General features: G+C 72.0%; 13 protein-coding genes. 11 read left to right on the top strand and 2 right to left on the bottom strand.

Going from position 1 to position 20,273, the window contains the following annotated elements:
- The first annotated feature begins 210 nt into the window (after window positions 1–210).
- The 8 genes from AB0J58_RS04685 (at window position 211) to AB0J58_RS04650 (ending at window position 14,205) form a co-directional block, all read left to right on the top strand.
- Window positions 211–1,341: a hypothetical protein gene (locus tag AB0J58_RS04685; protein WP_364210243.1), complete on the top strand. Its 1,131-nt coding sequence runs from the start codon at window positions 211–213 to the stop codon at window positions 1,339–1,341.
- Between the two features lie 136 nt (window positions 1,342–1,477).
- Complete coding sequence (locus AB0J58_RS04680) at window positions 1,478–3,694, top strand: acyl-CoA dehydrogenase (protein WP_364210240.1); 2,217 nt, start codon at window positions 1,478–1,480, stop codon at window positions 3,692–3,694.
- 57 nt (window positions 3,695–3,751) lie between these two features.
- Entirely contained in the window at window positions 3,752–5,380 is a 1,629-nt protein-coding gene (locus AB0J58_RS04675; protein WP_364210237.1) for a hypothetical protein, read from the top strand.
- Between the two features lie 133 nt (window positions 5,381–5,513).
- Complete coding sequence (locus tag AB0J58_RS04670) at window positions 5,514–5,645, top strand: hypothetical protein (protein WP_364210234.1); 132 nt, start codon at window positions 5,514–5,516, stop codon at window positions 5,643–5,645.
- Window positions 5,646–5,784: 139 nt separating this feature from the next.
- On the top strand, window positions 5,785–7,104 hold the full coding sequence (locus AB0J58_RS04665) for a glycosyltransferase family 4 protein (RefSeq protein ID WP_364210231.1): 1,320 nt from the start codon (window positions 5,785–5,787) through the stop codon (window positions 7,102–7,104).
- Complete coding sequence (locus AB0J58_RS04660) at window positions 7,101–11,273, top strand: alpha-(1->3)-arabinofuranosyltransferase family protein (RefSeq protein WP_364210228.1); 4,173 nt, start codon at window positions 7,101–7,103, stop codon at window positions 11,271–11,273. Before AB0J58_RS04665 ends, AB0J58_RS04660 begins: the two co-directional genes overlap by 4 nt.
- Window positions 11,270–12,352, top strand: coding sequence for a DUF3068 domain-containing protein (locus tag AB0J58_RS04655; protein WP_364210225.1), 1,083 nt, complete (start codon window positions 11,270–11,272; stop codon window positions 12,350–12,352). The genes AB0J58_RS04660 and AB0J58_RS04655 overlap by 4 nt, the downstream gene beginning before the upstream one ends.
- Window positions 12,349–14,205 (top strand): hypothetical protein, encoded by a 1,857-nt coding sequence (locus AB0J58_RS04650; protein ID WP_364210222.1) that lies wholly within the window; start codon window positions 12,349–12,351, stop codon window positions 14,203–14,205. The genes AB0J58_RS04655 and AB0J58_RS04650 overlap by 4 nt, the downstream gene beginning before the upstream one ends.
- On the opposite strand, the gene AB0J58_RS04645 is transcribed toward AB0J58_RS04650, so the two are convergent.
- Window positions 14,186–14,929 carry a class I SAM-dependent methyltransferase gene (locus AB0J58_RS04645; RefSeq protein ID WP_343973667.1) on the bottom strand — a complete coding sequence of 248 codons (744 nt, stop codon included), beginning with the start codon at window positions 14,927–14,929 and terminating at the stop codon, window positions 14,186–14,188. The two genes, AB0J58_RS04650 and AB0J58_RS04645, sit on opposite strands and share 20 nt — an antisense overlap.
- A gap of 120 nt (window positions 14,930–15,049) precedes the next feature.
- Between AB0J58_RS04645 and AB0J58_RS04640 the strand changes: the two genes are divergently transcribed.
- Window positions 15,050–16,933: a hypothetical protein gene (locus AB0J58_RS04640; RefSeq protein WP_364210219.1), complete on the top strand. Its 1,884-nt coding sequence runs from the start codon at window positions 15,050–15,052 to the stop codon at window positions 16,931–16,933.
- Here AB0J58_RS04640 and AB0J58_RS04635 read toward each other — a convergent pair.
- Window positions 16,930–18,114 (bottom strand): acyltransferase, encoded by a 1,185-nt coding sequence (locus AB0J58_RS04635; RefSeq protein ID WP_364210216.1) that lies wholly within the window; start codon window positions 18,112–18,114, stop codon window positions 16,930–16,932. The genes AB0J58_RS04640 and AB0J58_RS04635 overlap by 4 nt on opposite strands.
- Before the next feature lie 202 nt (window positions 18,115–18,316).
- Between AB0J58_RS04635 and AB0J58_RS04630 the strand changes: the two genes are divergently transcribed.
- Entirely contained in the window at window positions 18,317–19,234 is a 918-nt protein-coding gene (locus AB0J58_RS04630; RefSeq protein ID WP_343973658.1) for a DUF3068 domain-containing protein, read from the top strand.
- A 13-nt stretch (window positions 19,235–19,247) separates the two neighbouring features.
- Window positions 19,248–20,252, top strand: coding sequence for a decaprenyl-phosphate phosphoribosyltransferase (locus AB0J58_RS04625; RefSeq protein WP_364210213.1), 1,005 nt, complete (start codon window positions 19,248–19,250; stop codon window positions 20,250–20,252).
- Window positions 20,253–20,273 lie beyond the last annotated feature (21 nt).

The raw sequence follows: 20,273 nt of genomic DNA, 5'->3' as shown, positions 1-20,273 counted from the left end.
ACGACGATGCGTCGAATCTTTCCCAGGTGACATACCCTGACGCGTATGGCGGACGTCGGCGGCAACTCCTCCGGGCGCTCTAACGAGAGATATATCCCCTCATATGACGCGCCCACGGCCCCCATTCCCGCCATTCCCGCTGAAGACGGTTCGGTCATCAGCCCCCGGGTGCCCAGAAGATTTCCCATCGGAGACGGTGAGGAGACCGTGTTGGTCTCCAGACCAACGCCGCCTGGATCGTTCCCCTACTCGTCGACGCCCGGCTCCGGCCGCCCCGACACGACCTCCGGGGGCGGGGCGGACGATCCGGAGGCGGAGACCGACCAGGTGCGCGAGTCCGGTGGGCTCGGGACGATCCCGGTCAGGCGGATAGGCGGCTCCGCGGGACCCTGGCGTCCAGACGGGGCCGGTGCTCCCGGTAGGACGGGCACGTCCGGTCAGGCCGGCGCGTCCGGTCGGGCGGGCGCGGGGGGCGGGGCGGACGGCGGTGTCGCGACGGGGTGGCCCGGCGCGTCGCAGCGGCCCGGCGTGTTCGGCGAGCCGGGGACACAGGGCCGACCGGCCGGTCAGGCCCGGTCCGGTGTGCCGGGCGGAGCGGGACGGAAGTCCGGCGGCCTGCTGATGCGGATCGGCGACATCCCGATCCGGGTCGCCTACAGCCTGGGGGCCGCCGTCATCACCGGCGTCATCGTGGTTCTGATCTTCATACTCTTCTCCGGCGACGAGCCCTCGGACCCGGTGGGGGTCCGCCGGAGTGCGGCGCCCACGACACAGCCCTCGCCGACCGTGTCTCCGATCACGCTGCCCGCCCTGCCGGACCCGACGGCGCTGAAGGCGCTGCCGGGCACGCCGAGCGTGGTGCTGGGCGCGGTGACCGACGCCAAGTCCGCGGTGACCTATGCCAGCCTGGGCAAGCCGTGGGCGGCCAAGGCCGTGCCGTCGTTCTCCGTCGGCCAGCAGGTCGGCTCGGCCGGGCTGCCGCGCACGGTCATCGCCTCGGGCACCCTGCCCGGTGCCACCCCGACCAAGCCGCTCAAGAGCGACGCCGACTACCGCAGGGCGGCGTTGAGCGCGGTGAAGTGGACGATCCGCAACCACCACCCCGAGGGAGGCAAGGTCACCTGGACCGCCTCGCAGCGCCTGGCCACCGGCAAGGGGTGGGTGCTCGCCTACCGGGTGACCTACGAGGTCAAGGGCAAGAAGCGTACCTCCCAGGCGGCGCTCGCGGTGATCGACATCGGCCGCCGCAAGCCCTCGGTGCTCTTCGTGACCGTGCCCGACACGCGCAAGCGGCTCTGGGCCGACATCGCTCCCGTGATGGCGAGCGTCCGCGCGCTCTGACGCCCCCGCGGCCAGGCCTGTTCTGCGCGAGCCGGGCTCTCCGCGATCACCGGCGTGCCCGGGGCGGGGCCGCGCGTTGTGATGGAAGCACCTTCTAGAATATGATTCTGTCACTGAATCGCGTCTGGAGGCTGTCATGGCGATCGGATTGAGCGAGGAGCACGAGGCGCTCCGGGAATCGGTGACCGGGTGGGCGGAGCGCAACATCCCGTCCGAGGTCGTGCGTGCCGCCATCGCGGCCGAGGGCGAGGAGCGCCCCGGCTTCTGGCCGGGACTGGCCGACCAGGGCCTGCTCGGCCTGCACATCCCCGAGGAGCACGGCGGCAGCGGCTACGGCCTGCTGGAGACCGCCGTCGCCGTTGAGGCCCTCGGCGAGCGCGTCGCGCCCGGACCCTACGTTCCCACGGTGCTCGCCAGTGCCGCGATCCTCGCCTCCGACGGCAAGGCGCACGGCGAGCTGCTGCCCGGCCTCGCCGACGGCACGCTGACCGGTGCGGTCGCGCCGTTCTCCTCGATCACCGCCACCCGCGGCGAGGACGGCGCCCTGACGATCGGCGGCACCGTGGATCTGGTGCTGGGCGGCGCACTGGCCGACATCCTGGTGCTCCCGGTGAGCACCGACCGCGGCGAGGAGTGGGTCGCCGTGGACGCCTCCGCGGCGACCGTGACGCCGGTCGACTCGCTCGACCTGACCCGGGGTGTGGCCAAGGTCGAGCTGGACGCGGTCACCGTACCGGCCGGTCGGGTTCTCCACGGGCTGCAGGCCTCCGAGGTCCACAACCTGGCGGTGATCCTGCTCGGGGCCGAGGCCGCGGGTGTCGCCTCGTGGTGCGTGACCGCCGCCGCGGAGTACGCCAAGGTCCGCGTACAGTTCGGCCGTCCGATCGGGCAGTTCCAGGGGGTCAAGCACAAGGCGGCCCGGATGCTCGTCGCCCTGGAGCAGGCCCGCGCGACGGTGTGGGACGCCGCCCGCGCCGCGGACGGAGGCGACGTCTCGGCGGACGAGCTGGCCTACGCCACCGCGATCGCGGGCGTGGTCGCCCCCGACGCGGCCGTGCTCTGCGCCAAGGACGCCGTGCAGATCTTCGGCGGCATCGGCTACACCTACGAGCACGACGCCCACCTGTACTACCGGCGCGCGCTGACCCTGCGCGCCCTGCTCGGCTCCTCGGCGGAGTGGGCCGAGGTGGTCGCCGAGCTGGCGCTGAACGGCGTGAGCAGGGAGCTGGAGATCGAGCTGCCCGAGGAGGCCGCCGAGCTGCGCGAGAGCATCCGGGGCGAGGTCGCCGCCTTCGCCGCGCTGGAGGGCAAGGAGCAGAAGCGGGCGCTGGCCAAGGCCGGCTACGTCATGCCGCACCTGCCCAGGCCGTGGGGCCGCGACGCCAAGCCGCTGGAGCAGGTGCTCATCCTCCAGGAGCTCAAGGCGGCCAGGGTCAAGCTGCCTCAGATGATCATCGGTGCCTGGGTGGTGCCGTCGATCGCCGCGTACGGCACCTCCGAGCAGCAGGAGCGTTTCCTGCCGCCCACGCTGAGCGGCGAGATGATCTGGTGCCAGCTCTTCTCCGAGCCCGGCGCCGGCTCCGACCTCGCGTCCCTGCAGATGAAGGCCGAGAAGGTCGAGGGTGGCTGGCGGCTCAACGGCCAGAAGATCTGGACCTCGGTGGCGCACGTCGCCGAGTGGGGCATCTGCATCGCCCGCAACTCCTCGGAGGGGTCCAAGCACGAGGGCATCACCTACTTCATCGTCGACATGAAGACCCAGGGCGTCACGGTCAGGCCGCTCACCGAGATGACCGGCGAGAACCTGTTCAACGAGGTCTTCCTGGACGACGTGTTCGTCCCGGACGAGCTGGTCGTCGGCGAGGTGGGCCAGGGCTGGAAGGTCGCCAGGAACACCCTGTCCAACGAGCGGGTCTCGCTCTCGGGTGGCTCGGGCGGCACCGGCGCGTCCGTTCCCGACCTGCTCGGCCTGGCCGGGCGCCTCGGCCGGGAGCTGACCGCCGCCGAGCGCCAGGAGCTGGCGCGGGTCGTCTGCGAGGGGCACTCGATCGCCGCCCTCGGCCTGCGGGTGACCCTGAAGCAGCTGACCGGTGCCGAGCCCGGTGCCGACGCCTCGGTCCGCAAGCTCCTGTCCACCTCGCATGCCCAGCACGTCTCGGAGTGCGCGGTCTCGCTGCTCGGCCCCTCGGCCGTCGTCGCCGCCGACATGAAGCTCGGTGACGCCGGTTACTGGAACCGCGCCGTGCTCGCCACCCGCGCCATGACGATCTACGGCGGCACCACCGAGGTGCAGCTCAACATCATCGGCGAGCGCATGCTCGGCCTGCCCCGCGATCCCGAGCCGGGTAAGTAGTCCACAGCTCCGGATATATGCACGTATATCCGGAGCAAGCGCATAAAGTCGGTCAGCATGGGCGGCGAGTGGGGCGAGACGGCGAAGCGGTTCGCGCCCGCCCTGCTCGGCCTGCTGTTCGGGCTGCTCGCGCTCTGGCCCGCGCTGGGACCGGGGTTCGTGCTCAGGTACGACATGGTGTTCGTGCCCGACCCGCCTCCGGTGCTGCCCGGGGAGGGGTTTCCCCGGGCGGTGCCCAGTGACCTGGTGGTCGCGCTCCTGTCCCGGGTCGTCCCCGAACAGGTGGTCCAGAAGGTCGTCCTGCTGGGTGTCTTCGTGCTGGCCGCGTCCGGCGCGGCCGCGCTGGCGCCCTCCCGGAGGCTGGGGCCCCGCCTGGCGGCGGCGGCCTTCTACAGCTGGAACGCCTACCTCGCCCAGCGGCTCCTGCTCGGCCAGTGGGCACTGCTGCTGGGGGTCGCCGGACTGCCCTGGGCGGTGCGCGCGGTGGCGCTCGGCGGGCGGTCGCGGCTGGTCGCCGCGCTGCTCCCGGCGGCGGTGGGCGGATTCCAGGCGATGCTGGTCGCCGCGCCCGCCCTGCTCGCGACGGCGGCGACGGCGCCGGTGAGAGTACCGGCGGCGGGCGCCGGCGGGGCCGCGACGCCCGCCGGGAGGGTGCGGGTCCGGCGGGTGCTGGAGGTCGCGCCGGTCATGGCGGTGCTGAGCCTGCCCTGGCTGGTGCCCGCGCTGAGCAGCCGGGCCGCGACCGATCCGGCCGGGGCCTGGGCGTTCGCGGCCAGGGCCGACGGCCCACTGGGTACGGTCGGCAGCCTGCTCTCGCTCGGCGGGGTCTGGAACGCCCATGCCGTCCTGCCCGGCCAGGAGACCTGGTGGTCGGCGATCGTACGGCTGCTGCTCGCCGCGGTCGCCGTCTGGGGGTTCGCCCGCCTGCCGGGCTCGCCGGCGCGCCACGGTGCCGGGGCGGTTGGGCCGCCCCGGGCGGGGCTTGCGGTGGCGGCGGCGGCCGGGCTCGCGGTGGCGCTGACGGGGGCCTTCGCTCCCGGCGTGCTGGGCGGCCTGATCGGCTGGTGGCCCGGGTTCGGACCGCTCCGCGACGGGCAGCTGTACCTCGCCCCGTTCGTCCTGCTGCAGGCGCTGGGCCTGGCCGCGGTCGTCGCGCGCTGGAACTCGCGAGCCGTCACGGCCGTCGCGGTGGCCGTCCCGGTCCTGGTCCTGCCCACCTTCGCCCTCGGCGCGTTCGGCAGGCTGTCGGCGGTGGACTACCCGGACGAGTGGCGAGAGGTCCAGGCGATCGTGAACGCCGACCCCGCGCCGGGGGCGTTGCTCTCGCTGCCGTGGGGGGCGCACCGGGCGTTCGGCTGGAACGACGACCGGGTGATCCTCGATCCCGCGACCAAGATGTTCCGGCGCCGGGTGCTCTGGAACGACGCGCTGCTGGTGGGGCTGCCCGGCGGAGGCAGACTGCGGGTCGCGGCGGAGGATCCGGCTTCCGCCGAGGTGGAGGCGGCGCTGGGTGTCGAGCCGGGTGGGCGGATAGCGGCACTATCAGGACTGAATGTCCGTTATGTTCTTATTCATGGGAGCGACAACCCGTTCCAGATCCCGGGGGGCGATGACTCGCTCCGCGGGGCCACGACCGTCTTCCGCGGGCCCGAACTCCGGTTGCTGCGTCTTGACGCACCTTCCTGAGCTGGGCGTATCCCCAGACCTCCGCACTACCCGGTGGTAACTTTATTTGTCACATTTTCCCCAAAGCTATGGCTTATGAGATGAATCACGTTCTACTCTCGGCACACTGTCCGAATTCTGGAGGGAGAGCTCAGTGTTACGAGTGATCGCAGCCTTGGCCGTCGGCACGGTGCTTGCGGTGGGTGCCTCCGTGGCAGTGGTGAACGTGGCCGCCCCCACACCGGAGCCGCCCAACCGGCCCCTGTACAACTACGGCGACAGGTGATCCGAGGGGCCGGACAAGGGCCCCTCGGACGCGGTCTTTCCCCAGCCGCTCAGGCTGAACACCAATGGGCAGTACGGAGCCGTGGCTCCGCCATGCCCCGAGTCGGGCGCGCGTCGCCGTAGAGGACCGAGGAGACAGTGTGGCCGACACCGTGGCCTTTTCCGGCGGGAACGTGAACGCCGGACCCCGTCTGTTCAACCCAGCGTGGCCCAACCTGAGCATGGAGGTCACCGAGACCCCCGAGACGTCCCTGCGCGGGGTCCGGGTGGCGGTGCTGAACTTTCGCGAGCCACAGCAGTCGGCGGCCGGCGGCGCCGAGGAGTACGCCTGGCAGGTCAGCCGCTACCTGATCGCCCAGGGAGCCCTGGTCCACTTCGTGACCGGCCGTGAGCCCGGCCAGGCCAGAGCCGAACGGCGCAACGACGTCGAGCTGCGCAGGATGGGCAACCGCTACCTCGTCTACCTGCTCGTGCCGCTCTGGCTGCTGCTGCACCGCCGCCGCTTCGACGTGGTCATCGACTCGATGAACGGCATCCCGTTCTTCTCCCCCCTCGTGGTACGGCGCCGCACCACGGTGATCTGCCTGGTGCATCACGTGCACGACCGGCAGTTCCACGCATTCCTGCCCTCCTGGCTGGCCAGGATCGGCTGCTTCATCGAGGGGCCGGTGGCCCGGCTGCTCTACCGCCGCCGCACCACGATCACGGTCTCCGAGTCCTCCAGGACGGACCTCCGCGCCAGGCTGCGCTGGCTGGCCCCGATCCAGGTCGTTCCCAACGGCAGCCCGGCGGCCCGCTCGGTCACGCGGCATCCCCTGCCCGGCGACCCCGCCGTGGTGTACCTGGGCCGGTTGGTCGGTCACAAGCGGGTCGACCGCGTCGTCGGCCTGGCGGCCGAGCTGGCCGAGAGCCGTCCGGGGCTGCGGGTGCACGTGGTGGGCCGCGGACCTGAGTCCGACGCCCTCGCGGCGGTGGCGGCCGAGCTCGGCGTCGCCGACCGCGTGCACCTGCACGGGTTCCTCAGCGAGCCGGGCAAGAACGCGGTGCTCGGCTCGGCCCTGCTGAACGTGACCGCCTCGGAGTTCGAGGGCTGGGGTCTCACCGTGATCGAGGCGGCCGCCTTCGGCGTGCCCACGGTCGCCTACGACGTGGCCGGGCTGCGCGACTCGATCAAGGACGGGGTGACCGGCTGGCTGGTCCGGGACGGCGAGACGCTCGCGGACGCGGTGGACCGGGCGATCGGGGAGCTGGCCGACCCCGTGCGGCGCGCGGCGATCCAGCAGGCCTGCCGGACCTGGGCGGGCGAGTTCACCTGGGGAAGAACTGGCGCTACTATAACCAGACTTATCGCCACAGAGCTCGCCGTAGCCGCCCGTCGACAGCAGCCCGTGAGCGCTGTGAGCTCGCCGGTCAGGACCCCCGACCTCCATCTCGCCATGGGTGAGACCGACCCCATTTGAGCACCGCATTGACCCCTGACAGCACGGACACCGGGCCCGCCCGGCTTCGACACCGGCTGCACCTGCTGGCCGGCTGCCTCCTGCTCGGGGCCATCGCGTTCAACACCTCGCCCGGCCAGGTCATCTCCGAGACCAAGCTCGACATGGCGCTCAACCCCCTCGGCTTCCTCGCCCGGGCGACGCACCTGTGGGACGGCGCGTTCTTCGGTCACCTGCAGAACCAGGCACACGGCTACCTGTTCCCGATGGGCCCGTTCTACGCGCTCTTCGAGGCGCTGGACATGCCCTCCTGGAACATCCAGCGCCTGTGGATGACCCTGGTCCTGTGCGCCGCGTTCGTCGGCGTCGAGCGGGTGGCCCGTGCGATGGACATCGGCACCCCCGTCACCCGCGTACTGGCCGGGCTCGCCTACGCCCTGGCGCCGCACGCCGTCACGCTGATCGGGGTCAACTCCTCGGAGTTCCAGCCGAGCGCGGTGCTGCCCTGGATCCTGCTGCCGCTCGTGCACGGTGCCGGGCAGCGGGCGAGCCCGCGCAGGGCGGCGGCCCTGTCGGCGCTGGCCCTCCTGTTCGCCGGCGGGATCAACGCCGTGGCCGTGCTCGCCGTGCTCGTCGTGCCGCTGCTGTACCTGCTGACCCGTGAGCGCGGACCCCGCAGGAGGCACCTGCTGCTGTGGTGGCTGGGCTGCGTGGGCGCGGTGTCGATGTGGTGGCTGCTGCCCCTGCTGGTGATGGGCCGCTACATCTTCTCCTTCCTGCCCTTCATCGAGACCGCCGACGCCACCACGTACGTCACCTCGCTGATCAACGTCCTGCGCGGCACCTCGGGCTGGATCGCGTTCCTGCCGGTCGACGGGGCGGCGTTCCTGCCCGCGGCGTTCGAGCAGGCGACCGGACCCGTGATGATCGCGCTGACCGCGCTGGTCGCCGGGCTCGGCCTGGCCGGGATCGCCGCCCGCTCCACCCCGGAGCGGGGATTCTTCGCGATCAGCCTGCTGGCCGGGGTCGTGATCGTCTCCGCCGGCCACGCCGACGTGCTCGCCCACCCGTGGACCGAGCAGGTGAGGGCGCTGCTGGACGGTCCCCTCGCGCCTTTCCGCAACCTGCACAAGTTCGACGCGCTACTGCGGCTCCCGCTCGCCCTCGGCCTGGCCGCCCTGCCACTGGCCGGTCCCGTGCGGCTGCGCAGACCCGTCCTCGCGGCGTCCGCGGTCCTCGTCGCACTCGGCGCGCTGCCCGTCGCCACCGCGGGCGTCACCCCGACCGGCGCGTTCGAGGATGTGCCGTCCTACTGGCGGGACGCCGCGGCCTGGCTGAACCGGAACACCGGGGACGGCATGGTGCTGGCCGCCCCCGGGTCGCGCCGGGGCGAGTACCTGTGGGGCCGTCCGATGGACGAGCCCATGCAGTCGTTGCTGACCGTGCGCTGGGCCACCCACACCAACGTCCCCTGGGGGTCGCCGGGACTGGCCAGGCTGGTCCAGGCGGTGGACGAGCGCTTCGCCACCGGCCGGGGCTCGCCGGGACTCACCTCGGGGCTGCGCCGGATGGGGGTCACCTACCTGCTCGTCCGCAACGACCTGGCCAGGGAGAGCCTGGGCACCGCCTGGCCCGCGCGAGTACACGAGACCATCACCGAGTCCACCGGCCTGGAACGGGTCGCCGCCTTCGGCCCGGAGCTCGGCACCAGGGCCAGCACGACGGCCGCGGGCTGGTTCGAGCAGCCCTACCAGGCGCTGGAGGTCTACGCGGTCCCCGACCCCGCGCCGCTCGTCGCCACGGTGCCCCGCGAGGGGACCCTCAGGGTGACCGGGGCCCCGGAGGCGGCGCTGGCCCTCGCCGAGGAGGGCCTGCTCGACGACGACCGGCCCATGCTGGTCGGCGACGAGCCGGGCGCGGGCGCGACGTCCCCCGAGCACACCGTGATGACCGACACGCTGCGCCGCCGCGAGATCGTCTTCGGTGACCTGCGCCGGATCGGCACCGCCACGCTCACCGAGGACCAGCCGCTGGAACGCGGCAGGGAGAGCGACCTCACCGACCCCGCCTGGACCGCCGCCACCGCGACCGCCCGCTACTCCAGTGTCCTCGACGTGCGTGCCTCCTCCGCCGAGTCGCAGATCGGGGCCGCCGACCGGCGCGACCCCGGACGGCAGCCGTACGCGGCGTTCGACGCCGACCCGCGCACCGGATGGCGCTCCGACGGCTGGGGGGGAGCCGTCGGGGAGTGGCTGGAGGTACGCCTCGTCGAGCCCGTCGACATGCCGAGGATCACCGTCGCGTTCGAGAGGGGGAGGCTCGGGCCCGCCGTGGCGGAGGTCGCCCTGGAGACCGATGCGGGAACGCGCCTGGTGCCGGTCGCGGACTCGGCGGACCCGCAGCTGCTGAACCCGCCGGCCGGCAAGACCTCCCGGCTGCGGATCCGGGTCACCAAGCTGGCCTCGGAGCCCGCGTCGCGGGTCGGCACCCGGGTCGGCATCACCGAGGTCGCGATTCCCGGTGTGCGGGCGACGCGCAGCATCGTCGTTCCCGCCGACGGCGAGCGGGACCCCGGCACGGTGCTGCTGACCCGCCAGGGGACCGCGTCGCCGTGCATGCACGGCTCGGCGACCTGGACCTGCTCGCCGTCCCTGGAGATCACCGGCGAGGACGGCTCCGGCTTCGACCGCACCTTCACGGTCCGGGACGCCGGGGAACGCGCCGTCACCGGCAGGACGGTGCTCACCGACCCCGCCTCCGCCCGGTTGCTCACCACCATCCCGGGTGTCTACCCCCAGGTGAGCGCCTCCTCCACGCTGGTCGATCATCCGGCCGTGCTCGGCCGCGCGGCCATGGACGGCGACCTGGACACGGCCTGGTACGCCCAGACCGGCGACCGCCGCCCGACGCTGACCGTCAAGCTCGGCAAGAAGATCACGATCTCGCAGATCATGGTCCTCTTCCCGGACTCGTTCCTGGGGCAGCCGCCGATCAAGGTGAGCGTGCGCGGCGGCGGCCGTACCGCGCAGGGCTGGGTCGGCCCCGACGGGCGCGTCTCCTTCGCACCGATCCGCGCCGACCGCCTGGAGATCGGCTTCATCGCCCCGGCGTCCCGGACGGTCGAGGTGTCGGAGATCACCATCCCGGGGGTGAAACCGATCGGCTCCCTGGCGTCCTTCCCGCTCAGGCTGCCCTGCGGCTACGGTCCCACGCTCACCGTGAACGGCAACCCGGCGGCCACGGAGATCGTCGGGGGCACGCTGGACGACGTGGTCAACGGCCGCCCGCTCGGCTACCGGACCTGCGAGCCGGTCGAGCTGGGCGCGGGGGAGGCGCGGATCAGCGCGTCCCCCAGCGACGCCTTCAGGATCGAGTCGATGGTGGTGCGGGCGTCCGGCGACGGTACCCGGAGCGCGGTCGCGGCCACGCCCGCCACCGCGCGGGTGTGGGGGCAGGGGGAGCGTCAGGCCCAGGTCTCCACCACGGTCCCCTCCTACCTGGTGGTCAACGAGAACCACAACGTCGGCTGGCAGGCGCACCTCGACGGCAGGCAGCTGAAGCCGGTCAGGCTGGACGGCTGGCGGCAGGCGTGGGAGCTGCCCGCCGGCCAGGGGGTCGTGACCATGCGCTACGATCCCGACTTCACCTACCGCACGGCGCTGGCCGGCGGCTGGACGCTGGTGCTGCTGGTGGTGGCGCTGGCGCTCATCCGTCCCGCCCGGCCGGCCCGGTCGCCGGGGACGGGGCCCGCCGCGATCCGGGCGCTATGGGTCTGGCCGTTCGTCCCGCTCCTCGGTCTGTGGGCCGGAGGCTTCGCGGGCGCCGTGATCGTCACCGGGGCGGCGGTCCTGTTCGCCTGGCTGGGGGCGATGGCCCAGGCCAGGCACGCCCGGCTCGGCGTGCTCCCCGGCCTGGCGGGCGTGGTGGCCACCCCCTGGGCGTCGGCCGTGCCGCTCGGCCTGGCCGGTCTCGCGCTCGCCGCCGGCACCTTCTACGGCGGGGTCGACGCGACCGAGGCGTTCACCCGGCCGCTGACCGGTGTGGTGCCGCAGGTGCTCTGTCTGCTGGCGCTCGCCTGGCTGACGGCCGCGCTCCCCGATCACGCCCCGGCCGCGTCGCCCGCTCCGCCGCGCCGCACGGCGGCCCGCAGGCCCGAACCCGAGTCCGAATCGGTGGTGGTGGGCCGGTGACCCAGGCCAGGATCCCCCGGACGGTGTTCGTGGGCGCGGGCGCCTTCCTGCTCACGCTCGCCGCCCTGTTCCGCTTCTACGTCTACGAGAGCGTGCTGGTCCTGCCGCTGGAGCAGGGCAGGACCTACCGGATGGTCGCGCAGGACGCCGACTACTTCGACACGGGCACGCTGACCGCGCACACCGGCGTCCCGCTGGTGTCCACCACGACGTTGAGCGGGGACGCGGGAGCCGGGAGCGCCAACGTGGCGGTGTGGGTGGAGTTCACCTCGCTGACGACCGCCGCCGGGAACAGGATCGACTACCACGAGCGCCGGACCGCCTTCGACCGCCGTACCGGGATGGCCGTCGACTGCTGCGAGAGCTATGTCGACGAGGACCCCGAAGCCCGGCAGTCGGGCCTGGCCTTCCGCCTGCCGTTCCGCGCCGAGCCGCGCTCGTACCCGATGTACGACACGACGCTCCGGCTGGCCGTTCCGCTCCACTACGAGCGCCAGGAGCAGATCAACGGTCTGCGGACCTACCGTTACACCTACACGGCCGGCCCGGTGAAGATCGAGGACTTCCCCCAGCAGTTCCCGGGAAAGGTGCTGGGCCTGCCCGCCTGGCGGGCCATCGGCGTCTCCCGCTACGCCCAGGTGACCCGCACGCTCTGGGTCGAACCGGAGAGCGGCCTGACCGTGAAGGTGGAGGAACGGCACCGCCAGGGACTGCGCACCCCGGACAACATCGAGCGCAGGGAGAGTCTCAGGGCCGACCTGGTGATGTCCGAGGAGGACGTCGACGCCAGGGTCTCCGATGTCCGCGCCTTCACCCGCTGGGTCCTCGTCGTCCGCGACCTGCTGCCCGCCGTCTTCCTCGCCGCCGGACTCCTGCTGGGGCTTTGGGGCCTGCGTCGCCGCGGACCTCCCCGGGCTCCGGAGCCTGCCGGTCCGGGGCCGGCCGAGCTCGCCGAGCCCGCTCAGTCCGCCGGCGTCGTCATGGAACGGGTATGGCCTCCCAAGCCCGCCGGCGTCGTCATGGAGCGGGTGTGGCCTCCCAGTGCCGCCGGTGCCGGATCGGAGCGTGAGCGCGGATGAGCGGCGGCCAGGTGGAGGTGGAGCTGCGGCTGCCCGGCTGGACGCGAAGCCCGTTCACGCGGCGGCACGGGCTCACGGTCGCGGCGCTGCTCCTGCTGCTCGCCGGGCTCGTGGTCAAGGGGTGGCTGCTCAGCCGTTCCCACTTCGCCGAGGACGACATCGTCTTCGTCGGCAGGGCGCTGGCCGAACCCTTCGGCTGGGACCACCTGTTCCGGGTGCACATCGGCCATCTGATGCCGGGCGCCCTCGCCCTGGTCCGGGCCCTGACGGCGATCTCCGCCTACGACTGGGGCCTGGTCTCGATCGTGATCATGGCGCTGTACGCGGGCGCGGCCGTGGCGCTCTACCGGTTGCTGCGCCTGCTCTGCGGCGCCAGGCCGCTCATCCTCGTCCCGTTCGTCCTCTTCCTGTTCGCGCCCGCCAACTTCCAGGCCGGCACCTGGCTCGCGGCGGCGCTCAACATCCTGCCGCTGCAGATCACCATGATCATGGCGATCCGCTCCCAGCTGCTGCTGATCCGTACCGGCCGCGCCGGGCACGCGTTCGCCGGGATCGCCTGGACGTGCGCCGGGCTGCTCTTCTTCGAGAAGGCGGTGCTCATCCCGCCGGTGCTGCTGCTGTTCACAGTGCTGCTGCTGGCCCGCGAGCACGGCCTGGTGGGGGCGGTGCGCAGGCACTGGGGACTCTGGCTCGCCTACCTGGTGGTGGGCGGCGCCTATCTGGCCGGGTACCTGCTGGCCTCGGGACGGAGCGGCGGGCGGGGGGTCGCGCTCCCCGAGTTCTACACGGCCGTGGAGTACCTCGGGAACTTCCTCGGTGGCACGGTGCCGACGCTGCTCGTGGGCGGACCGCTGAGCTGGGGGACGGAGACCACGGCGGGTCCCCTGGTCGCCCACCGGGCCGTCGAGGTCATCGTGGCCTGGCTGGTCCTGGCGATCGTCGTCGTGAGCACCTGCCGCAGGCGCCCCGAGGCGGCCGGTGCCTGGGCGCTGGCCGCGGGCTACCTGCTGGTCGCGGACGCACTGCTGATCATGTTCAGCCGGTCGGGGTCGGTGCAGCACGCCTTCGAGAGCCGTTACATCGCCGACGCGACGCCGGTGCTCGCCGTCTGCCTGGCCCTGGCCCTGATGCCGTGGCGGAAAGCCGGGCCTCCGGGGCAGGACTCGCCGGGGAACGGCGCGGTGTCGCGGGCGGTCTCGCCGTTCGTCCTTCCCGCCGCGTGCGCCTACGTGGCGCTCACCCTGGTGTCGGCCGCGGGGTTCGCCCAGGGGCTGCCGGGCGAGCGCAACCGCGCCTACTTCGACGCGGCCCGCGCGGACCTGGCCAGGCTCGACCCCCAGACGGGTGTCTACCCCGCGCTGATACCCGACAGGATGCTCTTCCCCTGGCAGGCCGTCGAGGACCGGCTGACCTCCCGGGCGCTCAGTCCGCTCGCCGAAGGCGCCCTCGGTGAGCGGATCAGGCACCCGGGTGTGGCTCATCGTGCGATGACCTTCGACGATCGCGGCCATCTGGTGCCCGCCGCGGTCTTCGGCGCCCAGATGACCGCCGGGGACGGCGGCTGCCTGCCGCTGGGCGACGACCGCACCGCCGTCGCCGACCTGCCCGACGGGCGCGCGGGGAACATCCTCCGCATCGACTACCGGGTGCCGAGGGACACGCGCGCCACGGTGTCCAGGGACGGATGGCGGACCGAGGTCCCGCTCAGGGCCGACCGGGACCGGGTCTACCTTCCGGCCGGGGTCGCCTCGGGGCCGGTGCGGATCTCGGTCCAGGACGGCGGGACCTGCCTGCGCACGGTGGTGCTCGGCACGGCGGTGCCGGAGGAGGTGCTCAGTGGCGGCGCAGGATGAGCAGCAGGTTCCAGCTCACGATCTCGCGCAGCCCGGGAACGCGGATCACCGGGGTCGCCCAGCGCGGGTGGTAGCGGGGCAGGGCGTCCAGGACCGTGGCGTCCGGCTGCCGTCTCGCCCAGCGCAGCGCCGCGCCGATCGAGACGGGGTAGAGGCTCTCGCCGTAGCGGTTCTTGGGCGGCTTGCCATATCTGCGGGTGTAGCGTTCGGCGGCGCGGTGGCCGCCGAGATAGTGCCAGGGCGAGGTCTCGTGGCCGCCCCAGGGCGAGAGCCAGTTGGTGAAGGACAGATAGATCACGCCACCGGGACGGGTCACCCTGACCATCTCGTCGGCCATCCTCCACGGTTCCGGCACGTGCTCCAGCACGTTGGAGGAGAAGCAGACGTCCACCGAGCCGGTCGCCAGCGGCAGGTCGAGCGCGCTGCCCAGCACGGCGCCCTCCGGAGCGGCGCCCTGGCGGGCCATCATCTCGCCCGCGTCGCAGTCCACGCAGACCGGCCGGGCGCCCACGGAGCGCAGCACGTCCGTGAAGTAGCCGGGGCCGCCGCCGACGTCCGCGACGAGCGCGCCGTCCAGTTCGGTGTAGGAGGCGAGCTGGGCCACCGTGTCCCTGGCCAGCATGCCGTAGAAGAAGTCGGGGTCGCTCTGCTCCTTGCGGAAGCCGCTGAGCAGGGCGACAGACCGGCCCAGGGTGGCACGGAACGATGCCGGGTGGGTCTCCAACGCTGCTCCTCTACGGAGTAGAACAAACCAGGTGGGGCGGAGCATAACACCGCATTGCCAGCGAACTTTCCACACTCGTAAGGTGTTCCGCCGGAACACGGGGACAGCAGGGGAGGGCCAGTGGAGGCCACGGAGACAGAACGGCCGGAGCGGCCGGAGCCACCGGCGCTGCGGATCGCGCTGCCCGGCTGGCTGGCCGCCCTCCGCAGCCCGGTGCTGCTCGGTGCCGCCCTGCTCGTCGTGGTGTCGCTGGTGCTGCGGCTGCTGATCCTGCGCGACTCCTACTTCGTCGAGGACGACCTGCTCTTCGTCGGCGACGCCTACCGGAGCGACCTCACCCTCGACTTCGTGACCCGGGTGCACAAGGGTCACTTCATGCCCGGCGCCCTCGCGCTGACCTGGGTGCTCTCACGGCTGGCGCCCTATGACTGGCTGCTGGTGGCAGGGGTCACGTTCGTCGCGCAGGTGCTGCTCAGCGTGCTGACGCTCCGGCTGCTGCGGAACCTGTTCGGCACCCGGCCGGCGATCCTGCCGCTGCTGATCCTGATCCTGTTCTCCCCGCTGACGATCCCGGCGTTCGGCTGGTGGGCGGCCGCCATCAACGCGGTCCCGCTCCAGCTCGTCCTCGTCCTCGCGCTGACCGACCAGCTCCGCTTCAGCCGGGGCGAGGGCGGCCGGTACGGCTGGCGTGCGCTGGCCTGGTGCGGGGCCGGGATGGCCTTCAGTACCAAGGGGGTCTTCGTCACCTTCCTGCTCTTCGCCCTGACCACGGCCTTTCTGCGAGAGAGGGAGACGGGCTGGATCGCCTCGGCGTTCGGCGAGGTACGGCGGCACTGGCGGCTCTGGTCGGCGCACGTGCTGGCGCTCGCCGCCTATACGATCCTCTACCTCGCCAGGAGGGGCACCGCGCCGGGAGAGGGCGCGTCGATGCCCGATCCCGACGTGACCACCGAACTGCTCTCGCTCCTGCTGGGCCGGACGTTCCCCAGCGGGGCGATCGGTGGCCCGATCGACTGGTCGCCGACCGCGGTCGGCGGTCTGGCCGAGCCCGCCGACGCCCTCGTCATCGGCTCCTGGGTGATCCTGGCGACCCTGCTGGTGGTCACCGTCCTCTACCGGCGCCGCGCACTGCGGGCCTGGATCATCCTGGCCGGCTACCTGCTGCTCGCCGACGCCGTCCCCACGGTGATCGCCCGGGGCAGCTACACGTCACTGGTGGGCCTGGAGACCCGTTACGTCGCCGACGCCGTCGTGATCCTGGCGATCTGTCTGGGGCTCGCCCTGCTGCCGGTCGAGGGGGAGAGCGGTGCCTACCGGCGCGCGCTGCCCGCACCGTCCTCGCTCTCCCTGGTCGCGGGATTGACCTCGGGCGCCTACCTCATCCTGTCGATGGTCTCGATCGGGGCCTACCGGGACACCCTCACCGGCGACCGGGTCCGGGCCTACCTGGAAACGGCGAGGGAACAGCTCGCCGCGGCGCCGGAGAACGTGGTGATCTATCCGACCCCGCTTCCCGACGACATCGTGCTGCCGGTGAACGGTGAACGGCGGCTCAGCAGCCACCTGCTCGCTCCGCTGGCCCGCCCGGCCATACGGGTCCGGATGACGCATCCGGAACCGTCGGAGGACGCGCGGGTCTTCGACAAGGACGGCAGGCTGGTGCCGATGAGCGTCTTCGGCTTCTTCGCCGCCCGGGGCGAGGGCGAGCGGTGCATGCCGACCCTGGACGGCACCGCGTTCTTCCCCGACGCGATCTCCTTCGGGGGGAAGGCCACCGCGGGCGCGCTGGCCTACATCTCCGATCGGCCGGTCTCGGTGACCGTGGAGGTCGGTGAGGAACGGATCGTGCTCAGCCTGAAGGAGACCTCGGGCGGGCTCGTCCACTTCCCGGTGACCGGGGTGAGCAAGGGCATGAACATCGTGATGAACGACCCGACGGCCCCGCTCTGCCTGACCGGCGTCGCCCTCGGGGCCCCGGTCCCCCAGGGCGGGCAGCCCTCCTAGCCCTGGGGGCGCCGCTCAGATCCCTCGGCCGGTTCGGGGCGGAGGGGCGGGCGCATGAGGCGGTTGAGGCGCTGGGCGGGCTGTTCCACGAACCGGTAGGTCAGGGTGGCCATCAGGAGCGTCATGACGGTGACGGGCACCAGGTTGCCCAGGAAGTTGCCGGAGAACTGCTGCTGCTCGGTGAAGCCGTACCACAGGTAGATGGCCACGAACTGCCAGAGGAAGACGCCGTAGGAGATGCGGCCGAGGAAGCTCATCACCGGGTTGGCGAGCAGGACCTTCACCGGTGAGTCGCCCGGCGGCGGCAGCGTGGCCGGGACGAGCAGGCACAGGGCCACGATCGCGTAGAGGGTCAGCTCGAACAGGCCCGACCAGACGCCGTCGATGCCGAGGAAGCGGGTTCCGGTCACGGGGGAGGCGGCGACGGCGTACGCCAGGGCGGCGACCAGCCACCACGAGCCGGGGGAGGCCCACACCGCCCGTTCGAAACGCCGGGCGGGGGAGTCGGCGTCCGGGGTGGCGCGTATCCAGGCCAGCACCACGGCCAGCGCCATCCCCGCCGCGAAGAAGATCATCGAGCGGGGCGGCCAGCTGTTCAGGAAGGGACGGTACTCCGGGTAGTAGGTCAGCAGCGTCCAGGCGTAGGAGAGCGCGATCAGCGCGCCCAGGCCCGCCAGCAGCCGCCGGGCCCGCCGGTGCACGTCCGCCCCGCCGCGCCGGGCGAAGGCGGCCAGGCCCGCCGCGAGCAGGGGGAGCAGGACGTAGAAGGCCACCTCGACCGAGAGGCTCCACATCTGGGCCAGGCCCTTGGGCCCCAGGCCGAACCACCAGGTCTCGGTGACGTAGTTCTGGTTGAGGGTCAGCAGCGTCAGCCAGCTCCAGGCGTCGGAGGTGTGGTCGCGTGACCAGATGAACATGGCCACCACGACCACCAGCCAGTAGGCGGGCAGGATGCGCACCGCCCGCTTCCACAGGTAGGCGAGGGTGTGGACGGCGGGGGTCCGGCACAGCAGCGCGGCCGCGTAGGGCCGGTAGAGCAGCAGTCCGGAGAGCGCGAAGAAGATCGGCACCGCCACGTCGCCGCGGGAGAGCAGCGCGCCGGTGAAACCCTCGCGGAGCGCGGCACCGGACTCGCTCGCGACGTGGAAGACGAGCACCGCGAGCGAGGCGACGGCGCGCACGCCGTCCAGAGTGTCCAGATGACCGACTATTTTGGGTGGAGCCTGCGGAGAGAGCCGTTCCGATCTAGAACTTGTTTCGGTCACTTTTCCGCATCCCCCGGTGACGTCGATCACTCCCTGCACCTAACATACTGGTCAGTAGCCTTGTCAATCCACATATTTCCCCCCAAACCCCCCATGCTGTAATCCCCCAGGAGGGTAGATGCGTCGGGTCGTCGGAGTAATCCTGTTAGCCGTCGGGGCGTTCCTCATCGTGCTCGCGCCGCTGGTGCGTTTCCAGATCGGCGGCAGCCTGATCGCGGCCCCGGCCGCCCAGTACGGGATCAGTAAGCTGGAGGCCACCGGGGCGCAGTACTTCAGCGCCAAGGACCTCAAGGTGATGACCGGCGACCTCGCCATCACCGTCACCACCCGTGGGGATGTGTCCCAGTCCCAGGGCGACCGGGTCGTCTGGGACGAGTTCACCGCGGTCAACGACGCGACGAACGGTAACCCGGGTATCTCGCTCGGCGAGCGGCGCAGCGCTTTCAACAAGTACACCGGCGAGGGCATCAACTGCTGCGCGGTGAACATCGACAAGAAGCCCAGCAAGCTCGAAGGCCAGATCTACAAGTTCCCCTTCGACGTCGAGAAGAAGACCTACAAGGTCTTCAACTCCACCGCGGGCATGGCCTTCGACGCCACGTTCGTCGGCGAGGAGGACGTCAACGGCCTGCCGGCGTACAAGTTCGAGCAGGTGGCTCCGGAGACGAAGACCGAGACCCGCACCGTCCCCGCCTCGATCATGGGCGTGACGGACGTGACCGGCGACGTCCAGGTGGACCGGTTCTACGAGGGCAAGAACACCTACTGGATCGAGCCGGTCACCGGCTCGCCGGTCAAGCAGGAGCAGCAGCGCAACGACGTGCTGAGGACCCAGGACGGCGCCCACAGCATCATCGCCTTCGCGGCGACGGCCAAGATGACCCCGCAGACCGTCGACGAGCTGGTGCGCAACGCCACCGAGGGCAAGAGCCAGATCACCCTGCTCAAGGTGACGATCCCGGTGATCCTGCTGCTGGTGGGCCTCGCCCTGCTGGTCACCGGATTCCTCCTGGTCCGCAGGACCGGCCGGGGCTGACGATCGGAATGCGGTGAGCTCCGGCGACCGGATCCTGGCGAGCCAGGATCCGGTGAACGAGAAGGCGGTGGCCGCGTGGCCGTCGGCGAGTCCGCCGGCGGCCGCTCTGGCCGCGCCGGAGCCCACCTTCCCCGGCGCTCCGGAAGCGGACGCCCGGCGCTTCTCGCCCGTCGCCCTCGTCCGGGCCTGCCGCCCGCGCCAGTGGCTGAAGAACGCCCTGGTGTTCGCGGCCCCGGCGGCGGCCGGCGTACTGGGGACCGTCCAGGGCCTGCTCGGCGCGCTGATCGCCTTCGTGGCGTTCTGCCTGGCCGCCGGCGGCACCTACCTGCTCAACGACGCCGCCGACGTCGAGGCCGACCGCCGCCACCCGCGCAAGCGCCACCGCCCCATCGCCGCAGGTCTGGTCTCGGTACGGCTCGCATGGACCGTCGGAGTCCTGCTCGTCGTGCTCGCCCCGGTGTTCGCCGCGCTGTCGGGTGACTGGCGGCTGCCGGCCGTGGTCGTCGGATACCTGGTGCTGACCTTCGCCTACACCTACTGGCTGAAGCACGAGGTGGTGGTGGACCTGGTCGCGGTCGCGGGCTGCCACGTGATCCGCGCCTTCGCCGGGGCGGTCGCCGTGGACGTGCCGGTGACGAGCTGGTTCCTTGTGGTGATCTCGCTCGGCTCGCTCCAGCTCGTGGCGGGCAAGCGGGAGGCCGAGCTGCGCGCCGCCGGCGGCGGCAACTCCACCCGTGCCATCCTGGCCGCCTACACTCCCGGCTACCTGTCCGGCGTCCGGCTGATGTCGTCAGGCGCCATGATCGTGACCTACTGCCTGTGGGCGCTCAACGACCACCCCGGACCGTTCTACGGGATCAGCATCGTGCCCTTCCTGCTCATCGTGCTGCGGCACAATCTGCTGGTGGACCGGGGCGTGGGGGAGGAGCCCGAGGAACTCGCCCTGCGCGACCGGCCCACGCAGGTGTTCGTCGCGCTCCTGCTCGTCTTGCTCGCCTTCGGGATCTACCTGCCTTGACCTCCTCCCCGGGGCCGAAGC

Source organism: Streptosporangium sp. NPDC049644, assembly GCF_040675205.1.
In the GTDB taxonomy this organism is placed as follows: Bacteria; Actinomycetota; Actinomycetes; order Streptosporangiales; family Streptosporangiaceae; genus Streptosporangium; species Streptosporangium fukuiense.
This window is presented reverse-complemented; position numbering and strand designations above follow the sequence as displayed.

Bases quoted from the DNA above. Each gene is read 5' to 3' on its own strand.
- AB0J58_RS04680 (WP_364210240.1), top strand. From the start codon at position 1,478: ATGGCGATCGGATTGAGCGAGGAGCACGAGGCGCTCCGGGAATCGGTG.
- AB0J58_RS04675 (WP_364210237.1), top strand. From the start codon at position 3,752: ATGGGCGGCGAGTGGGGCGAGACGGCGAAGCGGTTCGCGCCCGCCCTG.
- AB0J58_RS04650 (WP_364210222.1), top strand. From the start codon at position 12,349: ATGAGCGGCGGCCAGGTGGAGGTGGAGCTGCGGCTGCCCGGCTGGACG.
- AB0J58_RS04630 (WP_343973658.1), top strand. From the start codon at position 18,317: ATGCGTCGGGTCGTCGGAGTAATCCTGTTAGCCGTCGGGGCGTTCCTC.